Here is a 17,949-nt window from a genome sequence, read left to right as displayed (position 1 = left end):
CTTGCATTGCCTAGCCTTGCCTATTCCTTGACTGCTCCAATAACGATTCCTTTAACGAAGAAACGTTGTAAAAACGGGTATACCATTAGGATCGGAAGCGCACCAATAAAAATTTGTGCTGCGCGTACAGTTCGCTGCGAGATATTCTCCAACATGGAAGGGTCCACGTTGATCTTGCTGAGATCTTGCTGAACGATAATGGTCTGTAGCAGAGAAGCAAGCGGATAATTTTTAATATCAGACATATAGATCATGCCGTCGAACCAGGAGTTCCACTGATACACCATCGTAAATAAAGACAAGGTTGCGATGGCCGGAAGCGACAGTGGAACGTAGACCAGAATCAATGTTTTGATATGACCTGCTCCATCCAAATAGGCTGCTTCTTCAAGTTCTTTCGGCAGACCGCGGAAGAAGTTCATCATGAGAATGACGTTCCATACCGACAAGGCTCCAGGCAGAATAAGCGCCCAGATCGTATTCATCAGACCAAGCTTCTGTATCAGAATGTAACTTGGAATCAAGCCGCCGCTGAACAGAATGGTGAATACAAAAAACCACGTATACAACGAGCGGCCTTTGAAACTGATATCTTCCTTCGACAACGGAAATGCGGTTATCAGCATGATGACCATACCGATGATCGTCGCAATTACAGTCCGTTTAAGAGATACGATCAAGGAGTTGATGAAGTTTGAATTTCCGAATGTTTTCACATATGCATCGGTTGTGAACCCGATGGGCCATAAGGTAACCAGATTTGATGATGCTGGCGCCATACTGCTGAATGAAACGGCTAATATATGAATAATTGGTAAAATGCAGAGTATTGATAAAATGCCAAGAAAAGTATAGTTGGCAATGCTGAATATGCGGTATCCTCTAGTTTTATAATACAAGCCCTTTTCTCCTCTCTAGAAAACTCGATAATTGGCCAGTTTGTAAGCCATTCTGTACGATACAACAATCAAAATGGTGGCAACCACTGATTTGAACAATCCTACTGCTGTGGCAAAACTCATCTTCCCGTTCAAAATCCCCAGTCGATATACAAAGGTGTCAATGATGTCGCCTTTGTCGTACACAAGTGGGTTGTACAGGTTGAACACCTGATCAAAACCGGCGTTCAGAATGTTGCCGATGGAGAGCGTCATCAGTACGATCGTAATCGGCAACAATGCTGGAATCGTAATGTGCAGCGTTTGTTTAAACCGGTTGGCCCCATCCACTTCGGCTGCCTCGTAAAGCGCAGGATTGATTCCTGAGAGAGAAGCCAGAAATACGATCGTACCAAAACCAAATTCTTTCCATACGTCACTGACGATCAGCGTTATACGGAACCATGTACCATCTCCAAGGAAGAAGATCGGTTCTCCTCCGAAGGCTACAACAAGTTGGTTCACCATGCCTCCTTGCGGGGACAGAATATCAAGCAGAATCCCGCCGAGGATAACCCATGATAGGAAATGCGGCAGATACACGAGCGTCTGACTCACTCTCTTGAATGCCGTCAAGCGCACTTCATTGAGCAAAATGGCAAACAAGAATGGAGCGAACAGTCCCGCGATGATTTTGAAAAATGCAATGACTAGCGTATTCCAGATGACCTGGCCTACGTCCGGATATAAAAACAAGTATCGAAAATTGTCCCAACCTACCCATTTAGACTCTGAAAATCCCAGGTATGGCTTGAAATCCTGAAAAGCAATCACAATGCCGCCCATCGGTATGTACTGAAACACCAGTGCCAGCAATACGGCTGGAATGAGCATCATATGCAAGGTCCAGTTCCGTTGCATATTCCAGCGCTGTTTAACCCTGGTGGAGCGCCGTTTATGCGGCGTTTCTAACGTATGTTCCTTCACTCCTACATCCCCCATGTTCTAAATTTTGTATTTTACAAGTCATCGTGAACTTGTATATTAAAATTATAGCAATGGAAATTTGCAATCTATATCCTAATATTGCAACAACGATATCAATATTTTAATGAGATTAAGGAGGTTGGACTTTGTTCACACGCATGAATGTTTTTACCAAAATTACATTGTTGTTTGTGATGCTGCTTATTCTGGTATTGTTTCTCTACACATACTCGAACCGGGAAAGCGTGCGTGTCATCGAACGCGAGATTCAGAACAATACGATGAATCATCTATCAACATTTGCCGATTCAGTAGAATCCAATATTTACCAACTGTCATTATATGGGATGTCCATTGGACAAGATTCCAGCATTCAGGAATATCAACGCCCTGACTACAAAGATATTCCTTATGAACGCGTGAAAGTTGGAAGCGCCATTCTGGAGAAGATGAATCTGTACAACGCAGCAAGCAAATGGCATTCGACCATTACGTTGTATTTCCCCCGGATGAAAAAAGTGATATCAACGGATTATTATGCTTACATCCCGTACACGGATAATGAATTTAAGGAGCCGCTCTCTCAGTCCTGGACCTATGCCGATCATCGGTTTATCTGGTACACCACCGATCCAACGACAGCAATGGCGAAACCCGGCAAAGCCAGATTAATTACCAAAATCAGTTTTCCAGTTCATCACTTAACTGCGCTCCTTAATCAAAACAAATTAAACAATAAGGGCGACCCATTTATGTTCCATCCCGATTATGGTTTAATCAGCAATAGCTCCGGAAAGGATACCTTGAATGCCATCCTGCCTACTCTGAGAGAAGCACCGTTGCAAGCCAGCGGCGGGTTCAGTACAACATTAAACAAAACGGAATATTACGTCTCCTACATTCAATCTAAGAGCCTCGGCTGGTATTATGTTGACTATGTTCCCATGCAGCAAATATTAAAGCCGGTTACGAGCAGTCGAAATCTGTTTTACGCTTCAATTGCCGTCCTGATCGTGATGAGCGTCGTTGTGTTGTATACACTCTATCGCAGTGTGCAGCTTCCGCTCCTACAGTTGGTGAAAGGAACGAATCGCTTATCCACCGGGGATTTTTCCGTTCGTCTGCACCATCCGGCGCGTAATGAATTCAGTCTGTTATTTGCACGTTTCAACATCATGGCTCAACGAATTCAAGAGTTAATCGAGAATGTATATGAGGAGAAATTAAGAAGCCGCGAAGCCACGCTCAAGCAGCTGCAATCGCAGATCAATCCCCATTTTCTCTATAACTGTCTCTTCTATATCAAGAACATGGCCCGAATGAAAAATGAAAAGGCCGTGGTCGCCATGGCACTGAATCTGGGAGAGTATTACCGATACATAACCAGGTCCGAAAAGGATCAAGCCACGCTTCGTGAAGAACTGACAATGGTCAAAAATTATTTGGAAATTCAGTCACTTCGTCTGGAGCGGATGCATTTTACAATCGACGTGCCCCATGATATTTTAGATAAAACAGTTCCCAGACTGACCCTCCAGCCTATTATTGAGAACGCTATTATTCATGGTCTGGAGCCCAAATCGGTGGATGGCGAGATTAAAATCTATGCAGACTGCGAGGATGACGTGTACACAATTACAGTGGAGGACAGCGGGCTTGGTATGTCTGAGGAACAGCTTGTTCATCTGAGGGACAATCTTCTCAAACCGCTGGATGAGAACATGGGATGTGGTACATGGAATGTGCATCAGCGTTTGTCTTTTCAGTACGGCGAAGGGTCTGGACTTACTTATGATCATTCTTCATCGGGTGGGATTAAAGTTAACATCACATGGCACGATAATACAGACAAGTAGGTGAACGACCCATGCTGCAAATATTACTAGTAGACGATGAACGTTCAGTCGTGGAAACGCTGGCCGAGACTATTCCGTGGGAAAGCTGCGGGATCGGTACGGTTCATGAAGCCTTATCCGGTGCCGTAGCGCTGGAAATCATGGACAATCACGACATTGACATTGTTATTACGGATATACGTATGCCTGAAATGTCAGGCATTGCACTTATTACCGCGATTCACGAAAAGTGGCCCCATGTGCAGACGATTCTGTTATCTGGTCACGCTGATTTTGAATATGCCAAACAGGCCATTGCGCAGGAAAGCTTCGATTACCTGCTGAAACCTGTTAGTGATGAAGATCTGATCGAATCCGTGCAACGTCTCGTTCATCGAATCAAAGAAAAATGGGAAACAGCTGCATCCCATCAACGGGCCTTACACGCCTTTCAGGATCATCTGCCATTGCTTCAATCCACGATGCTGCATGAGTTGCTGACTGGAAAAGTCTATGATCCGAAGACGTTGGTAGACAAGCTTGAACTGCTGGAGCTTCCCTACTCCGTAGGAGAGGATCTCGGCATGCTGATTATTCGTATGGAGAAGCATTTATCCGATATGGCACACGGCGACCTCGCCCTGATGGAATATGCGATATGTAATATCATTAGTGAAGTGATGCATACTCATTTTCATATCTGGCATACAAGAGACGTGCACGATTACATTGTTGTTCTCGTCAGTATGAAGCATTCAGCAACGATGAGTTATAACAGGGGCGAGACGCCCCAGACCCTGCTTGAGCAGTATGCTGCCCAGATTCAAACCAATGTTCAGTTATACTTGAAGGGTGCAATCTCGATTTCCGTATCCAATTGGGGTAAGTTCCCGTACGAAATTGGAGAAATCTATGAGCGAACGGTCATGTCCATGCGTAAACGGATGGGTCAGGTTCAAGGTTTGTTTGTCACAGCTTCCGATGAAACGGACGCCAATCCTCTGCATACGATCAGGTCGCTTTATCAGCCGCCAACGTTGATTAGCCTGCTTGAAGCTGGTCGTTTTGAGGATGTGGAACAGAAAATCGAGCACATTTTTGAGGAACTGCTGCATTCGAATGAACATCATGATATTGCGGAGTCAACTTTTGAGGTGTATTTTGCTATTGCAGGTGCGTTTGCGTACATCATTCATAAAAATGGCAAACAAATATCTTCTTTGATTCCAACAGAGTCTTATCGCTACTTTCAAGCTCCCAGTTACTCCACAGCACATCAATTGCAGGACTGGTCCATACGTACACTTCATTACATACGAGATGATGCCGAACAAGAGCTTAGAGACAATCACAGCACCATTGTACGCAGCGTCAAAAGCTTCGTAGACCTTCATCTGGCTGGAGATGTATCTCTGCCTGCGATTGCCGACCATGTGCATCTGCATCCGGTGTACTTGTCCAAGGTGTACAAGGCTGAGACTGGTGAAGCACTTACAGCCTACGTATATCGATTGAGAATGGAGAAAGCAGTATATCATTTGCGAACGTCATCCGCCAAGGTGTTTGAAATCGCCGAACTTGTCGGTTACAACAATACCGCTTATTTCATTCGAGTATTCAAGAAATTTTATGATCTTACACCGCAAGAATATCGGGAAAATCTACCGGTTTGACGGACATCTCAAATCTGACATCCTGGCGGGTTTCTTCCTCGTTATCCTCCATGTCGCATACGAAAAGGCATTGCCGGAGATCTTCTCCTGCAATGCCTTTTGGGTGCATATGTGGCCGCGATGAATCAATTCAGGCAGCCCTGCTCTTATTATTTTCCGCTTTTCACGGAATCATACCACTCGTTAACTTCTTTCGTAATCTGATCTCCGCCTGAAGACTTCCATTTCTCAACAAAGGAGTCGAACGTATCCGGAGAGGTTTTGCCATATACAATCTGAGAGAAGGTATCCTTCTCCATCTTCGTCAAAATATCATTATTCATCTGCATGGTTGTCGAAGGCGCACCGGTAAACATTTGATTGAAAACGATGTCCTTTTGATCCAGAACAATTTTGGCTGCATCAAGCATAGGTGTAGGTACGCCTGATTTGATTTTTTTCTCAAATGGCGTAGTTGCTTCTTCACCGCTTGCCAGCTTCGCAAGTGTTGTCATGCTCAGATTCGGAATACGCGCTCCATCAAACGTTAAGGTGTACTTCTCGGGAGCATAACCACCTGTAAGGCTTGAATCGGTTGATGGTTTCCCATCTACCATAACCCAATCGTATCCTTCGGCAAATCCATGCTCGAACTCATCACCCTCTTTGGGATTCGCATAGTGATCAAAGAGATAGTTCTGATAGGTGAAAAAGGCTTCCGGATTCTTCATGTCTTTGTTAATCAGAACTACGCCATTTCCATTCGACGTACCATGTCTTCCTGCTTGGCCGTTTGGACCGGAAGGAATTGGATACGCCTTGTATTCAGCCTCAGGATTGTTCTTCTTCACATCCTCCAGCGGCCAGGATGGCATCCAGTGAGGACCTACCACAATACCTGCTTTTCCAGCGGTAAATTCTTCAGCAGCCTTCGTCTCGTCATACACGCCGGCTTCTTCCGGGATATAGCCTTTGCTCATCCAGCTTTGTAATTTGGCTAAAGCCTGCTTCGCACCGGGTGTCACGGAACCGTATTCAAGTTTTCCGTCTGCCGTCAGATTCCATTGGTTCGGCATTGTACCATAAGCACCAAAGACCCATCCAGCTTCTGACATCCATGTGTTCAGCCAGTTCTTGAAGCCAATGGTCAGTCCGTACGTATCCTGCTTGCCGTTACCATCCGGATCTTGATTCGTAAACGTTTCCATAATCACTTCAAGATCATCTATGGTTTTAGGTGCTTCCAGATTGAATTTCTTCATCCAGTCTTCACGTATCCACATGACAGGATCACCATTATAGGAATAGTCCAGAATCGGAATGCCGATTTTCTTGCCATCTTGCATGTATGGATACCATACGGAAGGATCTTCGTTTACGGCTGCTTTCCATGTGTCGCTGGCATATTTGTCAAACAACTGGCCCGCATCGACAAATTTTCCGGACTCAATCAATTCACGCACCAGATTGAATTCACCGCGATACGAAATAATGTCTGGCATGTCCGCATTGGAAGCAAGCGATAGACGCAGCTTCGTCTCGAATGCATTATTGGTGGAAGGAGATATCCACTGGTTTTTCAGTTCGATTCCAAGCTTCTCCTTCGCCCATTTCGTATGGACGTTGTTGTCCTGATCTTCGCCTGGCTTAAACTTCACATCTGGACCCCATGGCCGCAAATACGTAATAGACACGGGCGGATCATACTTCCCATTTTTGAGCTCCAACGTTGTCGCTGGTGTACTCGATTCTGCTTGCTTGTCGCTCCCGCTGCTGCTGCATCCACTCAAGGCTGCTGACAGGGCCAATACACCGATCATGACCAAGCTGCCTACTCGTCTCTTTTTACTTGTGTCCAACTTTGTTCCCCCAGTCTATGTAATGTTGCTTACAGGTTAATCATAATGAATGATTGATAATTATGCCCATACTAATATTGCAACATTTATTGCATTTATTTAGGATATTGGATATTGAATACATATATTTAATAAATACAACGCCTGGATATAGAAAAAAGCAGCCGTTAGCGGCTGCTTCTGTCTGCTTAATTACTCGTGTATTTAACCCAGTCATACTCTGCATAGAGCGGATTGGCACCATTATAAGGACCGAGCCAGCCATCAACACCTGTTCCGTTCCAGATGTTCATCATAATTTTACCTGGTATTTTGGGGATATTGTTGGTTGCGGTATGCTTCAACACGCCATCCACATACCATTTGATATGTCCCGGCTGCCAATCGAATGCATACGTATGGAAACCTTGCGATGCATCAAAGCCTAGATTGATAACCTTCTCATGATTGCCAACCCTATTAGTATAATAATTAAACTGTACTTTAGTTGTGTCTTTTCCTAAAAATTCAATATCAATTTCATCCCACTGTGTACCATGAGCCGGTCCTGTGTACGTAAAAAAGGAGGAAACTATACCTGTGTTTTTGGCAGGTTTCATACTGACTTCATACAAGCCGTAGCTATACGTATTCGTGGAACGGTACTCTCCGCAATCAAACTTGTTCTGTGCAGAACTGGTTAAACCCAGTTTAAGCTTACCGTCACTTGTGAAATTGACATTGTTAGCCCTCCATGTACAATTGAACATAGATCCATTGGAATAACCGTCCGCCTTTTGCCACGTGTTTGCGTTGAAGTAGCTTAGAGGTTCCCAGAAAACATAACCCGCGAAAGCGCTTACTGAAAAAAACAGAGAAATGATGCCTGTTACCGCCAGAGTATACCAAGACTTCCTCTTCATCATACACCTCCATCCATGATTCCAACCATGCAAGGATCGAGGCAAGTCATCCACCGGAGAACCGGCAAACATCTTTGCTACAACGAATATAAAACGCTTACATGGTTGGTATTTCCATTTTATACTGATAAGGAGCACTACACTATAGCAAACTTCAAAGCAGAGATATCCATTTTTTAAGATTTTCGTGTGACTAGCACATGGTATGGTCCAGAATTGACACAAATCAAGCACCTATCCTTCAACATAGGAAGGAATCAGGCGCTTGATTTGATTGTCAGCAATCATTATATGCGTTTCTCATGTTTATTGTATAGACAAATAAAGTCGCTTTGGAAGCAACTTCAAGAAATTCACATGTATCATGTTTTTCGTTCGAACGCTGTTGAACGCGCCACTACTCTCTCACCGTGTATGATCTTTCTCTGCATCAAAAATAGCATATCCGTTCTTGCCATTTTTCTTAATTCGGTACATGGCCAGATCGGCATATTTCAGAAGCATAGATGATTCCTGTCCATGCTCAGGATACAAGCTAACCCCAATGCTGACGGAAAGGTAGATGTGATTGTCAGCAATTTCGAAAGGCATCTCGAATGCAGCTGCCAGTTTTTTGGCGACATTCTCAGCATGCTGACTATCCTTCAACTCACTTAATATGATACTGAATTCGTCCCCACCGTGCCGTGCCACAATGTCCGTGCTGCGGATGTTTTCCTTCAATCGTTTTGCTGTCTCCAATAAGACTTGATCACCCACATCATGCCCATATCCATCATTAATTTGCTTAAAACCATCCGTATCCACATACATCACGGCCAGCTTGCCTTCACTTCGTTGAGCATGGTTCATAGCTAAGACAAGGCGATCATTAAACGCCATACGATTAGGCAGACCGGTAAGCGTATCATGCAACGACAGATGTTTGCTGATCTGTTCAGATATTTTAATTTTGTTGTACTCGACATCAAGTTCCTTGATCAGGTTCTTCAGTTTGTATACGCGGGTATTGGTACTCGTCATGTCACTAATCTGAATGAGTGCATAACTGCGTTTATCTTCATAAAGCGGGTCAACATGCATGTTCTGTTTGAAAAAATGTTGATCCTCTCCCTCTCCAGGAAGAATAAACGCCTTATGTAAAGCGCTGGAGCAGAATCTGCTCTGGCCATTATATAACGCATTTTGCAGTATGTTCAGGTACATGTTTAACTTGAATCTTGGGCATACCTCAAGCAGATTCTGTCCGACAACCTCTTCTGAGCCTTTGCCAGTAAAGCGTTCCAACCAACCATTCCAAAGAACCACTTTTAATTGCTTGTCAACGATAATCATGCCCATATTGGCTTTGTTCAACGCTTGTGATAAGAGATTATCCATGATAAGCCCCCAATAAAGCATCAATTTTGTCCAGTAGGCTTGAAATGGAACTCATGCTCAGCGCAATAATAATAATACCTTTCACATCCGTATCGGCAAGTGAAAACGAAGTATGCAGAACGAGCACATAGACCTCATTTTGAAGTAATATCTGTGAATCGGAGTGGGTACCATGGATCAATTCAATATCCGGGAGTACATATTCAAGTTTTAACTCCAGGAAATTACCGAATTCCCCAATGATCGCGTTGAGCAGGACATTGCTGACTTCTTTCAACACGTCCAGATCCGTATCCATTAAGCGAAAATCTTCAGGTACAACGGTCTCCGTAAGTTCTCCGAGACACATATTGGCCAACACCTTTGCTTGCTCCGCAGGAAACATCAGAAATGCTTTTCCCTGAAATTCATAGCCGAACTGTAAAGAGGATCTGAATAGATGTCCTTCATTGAAAAAGATGTTGTATCTCCGGTCTTTCGGATTAACGTCAGAGAAGGAGATCAGTTCCACTTCTGGAATGCTCAACACAATATGCTTGTCAACAATCTCTGATAGCATATTAGCGGCTTGTCCAACGTATACGTTCACAAGTTCAGTGAGCAGATCCTTCTGCATATCATTCAGCATGGGCAGCCACCTGAATCAGTTGAATCAATGTGTTTGCTTTATCTACGGTTAAGGGTTTATTTATAAAACCTGAAATTTCCAGTTTTTCTACTTCTTCTCGAGTCGCCTTCTGGATATCTGCGGATAAAATAATAATCTGGACTTCCCGATCGATTTCCCGAATCATGCGAAGCATTTCTTGTCCGTTCAATCCAGGCATCAGCAGATCAGTCGTTATAAGATCAGGTTTGAACTCCTGGTATAGGCTATATCCTAGCTCTCCATTATTTGCAACCTGAATCTCGCACTCTGGAAAGTGATCCATGATCAGCTTTTGAAGCAACTTCTGTACAAAGATGGAATCTTCCACAATTAATACTTTCATTTTTCTTCAGTCTCCTCAATTAAATGGTAAGGGTATGGGCTTGTCAGGCGCTGTGGACAGTTCTTGATAAGGAGATTCGCGCGCAAGGCACCCTTGAAAAGAGACTGACGGATGGATTAAGCAAAACACTATAAATTATAGTAACTTTCATTCAATTGTCAACCCTATTATTGAATAAATGATATGGGTGTCAATCAAGGTGGACGAATGAATATAAAATTTTCATTTGGATTAGCCTTGTTACCTCTTGTCTTTTTAGCACGATGCATGAGAATACGACAAAAACGGCCACCAGGGTGACCGTTCTCAACCGTTTTTCTGGAACTCCATTCAAGTTTACTCTTTTACCCCTCCGAGCTGCAACCCATGAACGAAATACTTTTGCAAAAATGGGTATACAACTAGGATTGGTAAAGCCGCTACAATGGTAATGGCTGCCCGAATCGATACGGGGGTAACCATATTGCGCGCAGCACCGATATCTGCGCCATTGGCAACCGATGCGCTACTATTGGAATTCATAGAGGATGATAACAGCTTCATCAACTCGTATTGCAGCGTACTCAGGTTCTGCTTGGAGGAGGCATACAAGAACGTATCGAACCAAGAGTTCCATTGACCGACTGCAATGAACAGTGCAACTGTGGCGAGAACAGGCTGACACAGCGGCAGAATAATCGATATAAATGTTCTGAAATCTCCAGCACCATCAATTTTGGCCGATTCGATCAGTCCTTCTGGCAGTGTCTGGATATAGGTTCGAATAACAATCATGTTAAACGCACTGATCAGTCCAGGAATAATGTATACCAGAAAGTTGTTTAACAAATGCAGGTCTTTCATCAGGAAGTACGTTGGAATAAGTCCTGCACTGAAGTACATCGTAAGTACAACGGTAATCGTGATTGGCTTCCGTAATATATAATCTTTTCGGCTTAGCGTGTAAGCCAGCATGGAGGTCAGGAACAGACTCAAGACTGTTCCCAGAACCGTTCTCGCTACAGAGATGCCAAAGGCGCTGAAGATCGTCCCTCCTGCAAATACAGCCCTGTAGTTTTGATCCGTCCATACCCGAGGCCACAGGTAAATCCCACCCCGGATGGTGTCATTACCGGCATTGAACGATACGGCGAGTGTATTCACAAACGGATACAGGGTAACAATCGCGATCGCGATCATCAGCACACCATTTAACGTATGGAAGACAATCGGCTCAAGCCGAGATTTATTAATTCCCATCTCTAGTCCCCCTTATATTAATCGGTCTTCCCCGAGCCGTTTGGAAATGGAATTCGCCGCAAAGATCAGCGTAATACTAACTACCGTCTTGAAGATACCTGCTGCGGTAGCCAAAGAGTAATTCCCGATCTGTAGTCCATATTTCAGGACAAATATATCTATCGTCTGTGACCAGTCCACAACCACACCATTCCCCAACAGATACTGAACTTCGAATCCAGCTTCCAGAATCCAGCCCATATTCATGATCAGCAAAATGATAACAATGGATTTGATTCCGGGTAAAGTCACATACAGCATTTTCTTATATCGGTTCGCACCATCGATCTCTGCCGCTTCATAGAGCGAGGGATCGATAGACGTTATGGCCGCCAAATAGATAATGGCATTCCATCCTACTTCTTTCCACACATGAGATGCGCCTACAATGCCCCAGAAGTATTCGGGAACGCTAAGCCACATGATAGGTTCTTGAATGATATGCAGCTTCATGAGTACTACATTGACAATCCCGCCGTCTACTGACAGTGAACTTGCCACGATGCCTGTCACGATGATCCATGAGAGAAAGTGAGGCAAATACGATATGGTTTGAATGGTTCGTTTATAGAACTTATTTTTGATTTCATTAAGTAAAATGGCAAATATAATAGCTGTTGCAAATCCTAGCACCATATTAATTACACTCATCGCAATGGTGTTACGAAGCACGTTTAGAAATGCATCGTCCGTCAGCAAAAACTTGAAGTGTTTCAGCCCAACCCATTCCTGCTGTGAGAAATTCTTGGCTGGACTGTAATTCTGAAAAGCCATGACCCAGCCCCAAATGGGATAATACGAGAATACGAGAATGTAAGCAACGATGGGTAATGACATGAACATCAGTTGCCTTTGTCCCTGCAACCGTTTTAATAATGGTGCTTTGGCAACGACAGTTCGGGCAGTTTGCTCCGGTATGGCTCCAGGCGTGTTCGCCATCTTTCACTCCTCCTATTAACTTGCAGCGACATTATGCATGACAATCTCGGAAGGCACTTGCCTGAGAAATGCTCGGGTTGGTACCTTCCGAGGGGATCATTGCCGCATTTTTTTATTTAGCAGACCAGTTCTCAATTCTCCATTTCAGTTGTTCATTAATCCGGTCTTCATAGGATTTGACATTAATTTTCTTGTAAGCTTCTTCATACTCAGTCCAAACGGAATCAAATTCATCCGCTTTCGACATGATCGCCTTAGGCAAGAATTTTAATGAAGTGTCTGTCATTTGCTTGTTGGCTACCGCAGCATCCGAACCTTCTTTCAGATCGACCTGCCATGCCGGATAGTACACAGGATTCTCTGGTGCAGGAGAGAAGAAGTCACTCCATGTTTTGAAGCCGTATGCATCCAGAAGTTCTTTGTCTTCCGGTTTGAGATTGTCATAGAATTCCTCTGCTTGGTTGATCGCTCCAATGGCATTGCCATCTTCAAATGTTCCTTCGAGCTTAGGTGCTGCACCGTAGAAACCTTCTGCTTTGTTAATCAATCTCCACGCCGGATCTTCCTGCTCTTTCCGTTGCTCTGGCGTCCGATAGAACCTTCCCTCTTCATTCACCTGATAATCTACACCCTCTTCACCCCATGACAGGAGCTTCTGGTACTTCTCGTCCATAAGCTTATCAAGGAATTTGATGAGTGCAACAGGGTCCTCAGCGTCTTTACTGATACCAAAACCATTGTTCAAGTTGATGACCGGACGATCCAGATAATGGTCTTTGATACTTGTATCATAGACCAACGGGAAACCTACGTAGGTTTGGCCGATCTTGCCCTGAGCTACGAGTGGGTCTTCACCGGTTTGGAAATTCCAGTGTTGATCGAACATGCCCAGTACACGTCCTGACGAGATTTTGGCTAGATACTGATCGTAGTTCTGAACAAAGGCTTCTTTGTCAAGCAATCCATCGTTATACAATTTGTTCAGTTCCTTATAATACCGTTTGGAGATGTCTTTGTCGGCAAAAACACTTGCAACTCCGTTCTCATCTACAACAACACCGCCATCATTGGGATGACCCGTAAGATGCTCTGGTGGATTAAGCAATGGGAACGTCCGCCAGTCAGAAGCGAGTGTAGTAAATCCAATGGTCGGCTGACCATCAATCGTTGGATTCTTGGCAGCGTAGTCACGAATCAACTGTGTGAATTCATCCAACGTTTTTGGAGTCGGGTACCCGGCATCCTTCAGTATAGACTTTTGAATCCAGAAGGCAGGGCCGGAATAATAGTTACTAATGAACTCGCCTGTGTACACGCCATAGTTAGGCAGCCAGTAAATATGCCCGTCACTGGAGTCTTTCATCCGATTCCAGTCTTTACCGAAATGCTTCTTCAGATTGGGTGCGTGCTCCTCGATCAGATCTTCCAGCGGAATGACCGCGCCGGCTGAAACCAGCTTGGTGTCTGCTGTGATCAAGTCAGGGAAATCACCACCGGCGATCATAACGCCCAACTTCTGTTGCAGATCACCTACCAGAAACTCCATGTTCAGATTGACGCCCAGTTCTTCCTGGATCTGTTTGTAGATTCGGTTATCCTTCGATGGCGCCTGATTCGGCGTTCCGATAAAGGCCGAAATGTTCAGCACTTCTTTTCCATCCGGTGTAGTCGTTTTTGCATTGTCTCCGCTACATCCTGCAAGTGCCAAACTTAAAGCCATAACAAGTGATACGGAACCCCAAAGCTTCTTTTTCTTCAGTCCCCCCATGTACTTGCCCTCCTTGGAAGTGGTATGTCTTACTGTTTTTAGTATGAAGAAATGTATGCGGTTACATAATACATAAATTTAAGATCCACCCCCCTGTAATTGCAGGTTTTGAAGAGGGGATTTCTCCTCTTTCACGGATTAAATCGTGGATTTTTGTCTATATTCTAATGGTTTCATAGTCGTTCTTTTCTCAAAATGTTTTAGAAAATGTTGGTAACTTCGGTATCCGACCTGTTCTGCAATGGCACTTGACGTTTGGTTCGTTTCCTGGAGCAGACGCTTCGCTTCTTCCATTCGCAAATCATGTACTACCTCTAGTACGCCCTTACCGTACTTGCGCAAGAATGACTGTCCCAGATGTACCGGGTTCATAAAGAACCGTTCCGAGAGCTCCTGAATCGTAAATGTCTCCTTGTAATGACTCTGCACATATTCTGCGACCATGGCCTGTATGCCTCCCACCTGCCTCTCACGGAGAATTGCAAGAGCCGACTTGCAATCCAAACAGAAGTTCTCCAGGCAGTGCGCGACCTCTTCGATCTTTCGATGGCTCCCCTTCAGGATCCGACTGGCCGATTTATGCATCAGGGCATGAGGCTCTCCGCCCAACTCTTTACATAAGGACAATCCACGAAACATAATATGCGTGGAGAAAATATGTATAAGCTCTGGCGCAGCCTTCATCTTTTTGAAGATATCAAAGGCATTCCTGACAGCATACGAGAGTTCATCTGCAGACCCATTCTCAAGCAAATCGTTAATACGTTCTACATCTGACAAGGTCTCCGGATCAAAAGGTAATATTTCAGGCTCCATATCTTCTGCAAACAGCAAACGTTCTTGATTAAAAAACAAATAACGTTCAACCTCCTTCACGGAGCGGAAGGAATCAGATAGATTCGCCAGAGTGCTGACCGTTAATCCGACGGCGATACTTATATTAATGCAGTCGTTATCTTGCATATTGCTCATTAAGAGATGGGCAAAAGCTTTTATTCTTTCAGATGGCCCGATTTCACTTGGAGCTTCATCCCCCCATACGAGTCCCATTATGCCTTTGGATCTTTCGATCACATAACAACAGGTTGTTTCACTTGCCATATGTTCGGCGACTGAACAGGCCTGCTGAGTATCACCCTGAAAAGCAATACGAAGATATGTCCAATGAGACTTGTTTAAACGAGATACGATGTCTGAGTTCTCCTGTTCACTACTGTCCTTTTGACCCATAATCTGTGCCGACAAGAAGGCTTTGATCCTTTGTTGATTCGTATATTCACGAATTTGCTCTTGTTTTTCGCGTTCTTGCAATTCCAAGCGCAAGCGCTCCAACATATCCTCGGCTTCCGTGCTGTCAACCGGTTTGGTTAGATAGTTGGAAACGCCTAAACGAATAGCTTGCCTCGCATAATTGAAATCACTGTATCCACTCGTGATCGCAAATAGTACAGATTCATGCTCCAAGCGACGTGCTTCCTCGATTAATTCAAGTCCATTCATGACCGGCATACGAATGTCTGTAACGACGAGATCTGGCCGATCTTGTTGCATCATCCGAATGGCTTCCTCGCCGTTGGAACATACACCTCTGATTTCAAAACCATGTTTTTCCCAGTTAATCATAAGCTGTAAACCTTCAATGGCTAACGGTTCATCATCTACCAACAGCACTTTATACATGAGAGTTTACCCCCTATTTCCTCGGTTTTAGCCGGGATAACGGTATACGGTATCCCGCCATGGTCTCATTTCCAGGCACGCTGCTTAGATTAAAGATCGCATCCCCTTCATAAAAGAGCTCTAACCTGCGGTATACATTACGTAGTCCTACATGTTCTCCGTTCCTTGGTCTTTCCGAACGAACATCTCTCAGAAGTTCGGTTAGTCTGCCTGCGTCCATGCCGATCCCGTTATCGATAACCTGGATATCCAACTCAGAAGCGATTCTTTTCGCGGTCACCTTAATCTGTCTTCCATCTTTTCGTGCCTGTAACCCGTGTTTGCATGCATTCTCGACGAGAGGTTGAATACTCATTCGAGGAATGAGCAGCGACGCTACATCAGGATCGACATCGAATGTATAATCAAATAGTTCTCCAAAGCGAAACTTCTCAATTTGAAGATAAAGATTCGTGAATTGAAGCTCTTCATGCAAGGGAATCAAATTGTCGGAATGACTGAGCAACTGTCTCATCAGTACGGACAGACTTTTAATAATCTCAATGACTTCCGTATATCCATTCTTCGTACTAACCACCAGCAATGCATTCAATGTGTTAAACAAAAAATGAGGATTCATCTGACTCTGGAGCATGGACAATTCGGTCCTCACTTGATCGAGCTCCAGATCTTTTTGTCTTATTTCCAGTTTATATACGTCATTGATAAGTGTATGGATTTTACCAATCATCATGTTAAATGTGCGAATTAGACCGCCAATCTCGTCGCTGCCCTCCTGAATTTCGATCAGGTCAAATCGTTCATTGCGAACCTTTTCCATATGTCTGGAGAGTTTACGGATTCGGTAATGGTAGGAACGTAAAATAATATAGATCAACAAAGACGGCACCACAGTGCATATTGCGAGTAGCCCCAAAATGGAATTACGTGCTTCGTTGAGTAATCGATCAAGATGTCGGGTATCCGCGACTCCAATCAATTTCCAACCCTGCAGGTAGGCTAGATTACCCAACGATTTTTCAAGCGTGTAAGCAGAATCCTCACTTTCCCTGGATATCAAATTTTCACTAGTTTGGGATAGGTCACCCTCGGTCCTCTCACCACTCGAAACGACAATTCGATTGTTGCTGTCCACCAGACGCAGCTGAAGGCTGTCTGTTTCACGGTTTAAAATGCTATACACCCGATTCACATCCAAATCAATCTTGGAATATTTCGCGTAAGTGGCATAGGAGGAATAGATATCCATCTTGCCAATCACACTGATGCGTCTCCCCGGGTTGAACACGGAGGGTTCACTGTAGTCAACAACGAGAATACCGCCGATGGTAGACTCCAACTGCTTCAAACCAGGAAGCGGGGCCGTCTTGTCATTCATGACAATATAATTACTGCCCGTCTGGATGGTATCGTTATCGGTGTAGATCCGTACCTCCAGAATATTCGCTGACATATAACGCGTTAGTTTGTCTCGCAAAAATGCATGATACTCGTTGTAGTAATCCACAGGTGAGGGATAGCTTCGATCCAGTACCTCATAGAGTGAATCGTCTGCTGCAATAATTCGACTCAGAGCCACACTTTCGTCAATCATGCCCAGCAGTTCCCCCGCAGCACGTTCTATGGATTTGCGCAGATTTTCCTGTTCTCGTATCTTGATATCTGCTGAAGTTCGTTGATAAAAGAATAGATTAATGGTTATTACCGGAAGGAGAATACTAAGTATATAAATCAGCAGAAATTTGGATCGGAGGGGAATGTCATTAACTTTACGGAACATCCAGAATTTATGGCGCATA

The 17,949-nt window shown here is 44.2% G+C and carries 14 protein-coding genes; 2 read left to right on the top strand and 12 right to left on the bottom strand.

Annotated features, from left to right (window positions below; all coding sequences use genetic code 11):
* Positions 1 to 20 precede the first annotated feature (20 nt).
* On the bottom strand, positions 21 to 899 hold the full coding sequence (locus tag C0Q44_RS17450; protein WP_105408559.1) for a carbohydrate ABC transporter permease: 879 nt from the start codon (positions 897 to 899) through the stop codon (positions 21 to 23).
* A 15-nt stretch (positions 900 to 914) separates the two neighbouring features.
* Positions 915 to 1,865: an ABC transporter permease gene (locus C0Q44_RS17445; RefSeq protein WP_105408558.1), complete on the bottom strand. Its 951-nt coding sequence runs from the start codon at positions 1,863 to 1,865 to the stop codon at positions 915 to 917.
* Positions 1,866 to 2,011: 146 nt separating this feature from the next.
* Between C0Q44_RS17445 and C0Q44_RS17440 the strand changes: the two genes are divergently transcribed.
* A complete protein-coding gene (locus tag C0Q44_RS17440) occupies positions 2,012 to 3,721 on the top strand; it encodes a cache domain-containing sensor histidine kinase (protein WP_105408557.1) in 1,710 nt (569 codons plus the stop codon).
* Positions 3,722 to 3,732: 11 nt separating this feature from the next.
* On the top strand, positions 3,733 to 5,373 hold the full coding sequence (locus C0Q44_RS17435; RefSeq protein ID WP_105408556.1) for a response regulator: 1,641 nt from the start codon (positions 3,733 to 3,735) through the stop codon (positions 5,371 to 5,373).
* Positions 5,374 to 5,522: 149 nt separating this feature from the next.
* Here the strand turns inward: C0Q44_RS17435 and C0Q44_RS17430 are convergent, their stop codons facing one another.
* From C0Q44_RS17430 to C0Q44_RS17385, 10 genes are all read right to left on the bottom strand, one after another.
* The gene (locus C0Q44_RS17430; RefSeq protein WP_105408555.1) at positions 5,523 to 7,211 is read right to left on the bottom strand and encodes an extracellular solute-binding protein; all 1,689 of its coding nucleotides are present in this window, start codon (positions 7,209 to 7,211) and stop codon (positions 5,523 to 5,525) included.
* Positions 7,212 to 7,399: 188 nt separating this feature from the next.
* Positions 7,400 to 8,113 carry a beta-glucanase gene (gene bglS, locus C0Q44_RS17425; protein ID WP_105408554.1) on the bottom strand — a complete coding sequence of 238 codons (714 nt, stop codon included), beginning with the start codon at positions 8,111 to 8,113 and terminating at the stop codon, positions 7,400 to 7,402.
* Positions 8,114 to 8,518: 405 nt separating this feature from the next.
* Positions 8,519 to 9,493 carry a sensor domain-containing diguanylate cyclase gene (locus C0Q44_RS17420; RefSeq protein WP_105408553.1) on the bottom strand — a complete coding sequence of 325 codons (975 nt, stop codon included), beginning with the start codon at positions 9,491 to 9,493 and terminating at the stop codon, positions 8,519 to 8,521.
* Positions 9,486 to 10,121: a chemotaxis protein CheC gene (locus C0Q44_RS17415; protein ID WP_105408552.1), complete on the bottom strand. Its 636-nt coding sequence runs from the start codon at positions 10,119 to 10,121 to the stop codon at positions 9,486 to 9,488. The genes C0Q44_RS17420 and C0Q44_RS17415 overlap by 8 nt, the downstream gene beginning before the upstream one ends.
* On the bottom strand, positions 10,111 to 10,485 hold the full coding sequence (locus C0Q44_RS17410) for a response regulator transcription factor (RefSeq protein WP_105408551.1): 375 nt from the start codon (positions 10,483 to 10,485) through the stop codon (positions 10,111 to 10,113). Before C0Q44_RS17410 ends, C0Q44_RS17415 begins: the two co-directional genes overlap by 11 nt.
* Before the next feature lie 336 nt (positions 10,486 to 10,821).
* Positions 10,822 to 11,724, bottom strand: coding sequence for a carbohydrate ABC transporter permease (locus C0Q44_RS17405; protein ID WP_105408550.1), 903 nt, complete (start codon positions 11,722 to 11,724; stop codon positions 10,822 to 10,824).
* 12 nt (positions 11,725 to 11,736) lie between these two features.
* Complete coding sequence (locus C0Q44_RS17400; RefSeq protein ID WP_105408549.1) at positions 11,737 to 12,702, bottom strand: ABC transporter permease; 966 nt, start codon at positions 12,700 to 12,702, stop codon at positions 11,737 to 11,739.
* 112 nt (positions 12,703 to 12,814) lie between these two features.
* Positions 12,815 to 14,470: an ABC transporter substrate-binding protein gene (locus tag C0Q44_RS17395; RefSeq protein ID WP_105408548.1), complete on the bottom strand. Its 1,656-nt coding sequence runs from the start codon at positions 14,468 to 14,470 to the stop codon at positions 12,815 to 12,817.
* A gap of 138 nt (positions 14,471 to 14,608) precedes the next feature.
* On the bottom strand, positions 14,609 to 16,150 hold the full coding sequence (locus C0Q44_RS17390) for a response regulator transcription factor (protein ID WP_105408547.1): 1,542 nt from the start codon (positions 16,148 to 16,150) through the stop codon (positions 14,609 to 14,611).
* Positions 16,151 to 16,163: 13 nt separating this feature from the next.
* Positions 16,164 to 17,948, bottom strand: coding sequence for a sensor histidine kinase (locus C0Q44_RS17385; protein WP_105408546.1), 1,785 nt, complete (start codon positions 17,946 to 17,948; stop codon positions 16,164 to 16,166).
* Position 17,949 lies beyond the last annotated feature (1 nt).

The organism is Paenibacillus sp. PCH8, from assembly GCF_002968835.1.
Classification (GTDB): Bacteria; Bacillota; Bacilli; order Paenibacillales; family Paenibacillaceae; genus Paenibacillus.
Note: the sequence above shows the minus strand (reverse complement) of the source record. Positions and strands in the feature narration are given on the sequence as shown.

What these genes read in the sequence shown, in the direction of transcription:
- bglS (WP_105408554.1), bottom strand. Translation starts at nt 8,113, where the DNA reads ATGAAGAGGAAGTCTTGGTATACTCTGGCGGTAACAGGCATCATTTCT.
- C0Q44_RS17435 (WP_105408556.1), top strand. Translation starts at nt 3,733, where the DNA reads ATGCTGCAAATATTACTAGTAGACGATGAACGTTCAGTCGTGGAAACG.
- C0Q44_RS17410 (WP_105408551.1), bottom strand. Translation starts at nt 10,485, where the DNA reads ATGAAAGTATTAATTGTGGAAGATTCCATCTTTGTACAGAAGTTGCTT.
- C0Q44_RS17400 (WP_105408549.1), bottom strand. Translation starts at nt 12,702, where the DNA reads ATGGCGAACACGCCTGGAGCCATACCGGAGCAAACTGCCCGAACTGTC.
- C0Q44_RS17395 (WP_105408548.1), bottom strand. Translation starts at nt 14,470, where the DNA reads ATGGGGGGACTGAAGAAAAAGAAGCTTTGGGGTTCCGTATCACTTGTT.
- C0Q44_RS17420 (WP_105408553.1), bottom strand. Translation starts at nt 9,493, where the DNA reads ATGGATAATCTCTTATCACAAGCGTTGAACAAAGCCAATATGGGCATG.
- C0Q44_RS17385 (WP_105408546.1), bottom strand. Translation starts at nt 17,948, where the DNA reads ATGCGCCATAAATTCTGGATGTTCCGTAAAGTTAATGACATTCCCCTC.
- C0Q44_RS17405 (WP_105408550.1), bottom strand. Translation starts at nt 11,724, where the DNA reads ATGGGAATTAATAAATCTCGGCTTGAGCCGATTGTCTTCCATACGTTA.
- C0Q44_RS17390 (WP_105408547.1), bottom strand. Translation starts at nt 16,150, where the DNA reads ATGTATAAAGTGCTGTTGGTAGATGATGAACCGTTAGCCATTGAAGGT.
- C0Q44_RS17415 (WP_105408552.1), bottom strand. Translation starts at nt 10,121, where the DNA reads ATGCTGAATGATATGCAGAAGGATCTGCTCACTGAACTTGTGAACGTA.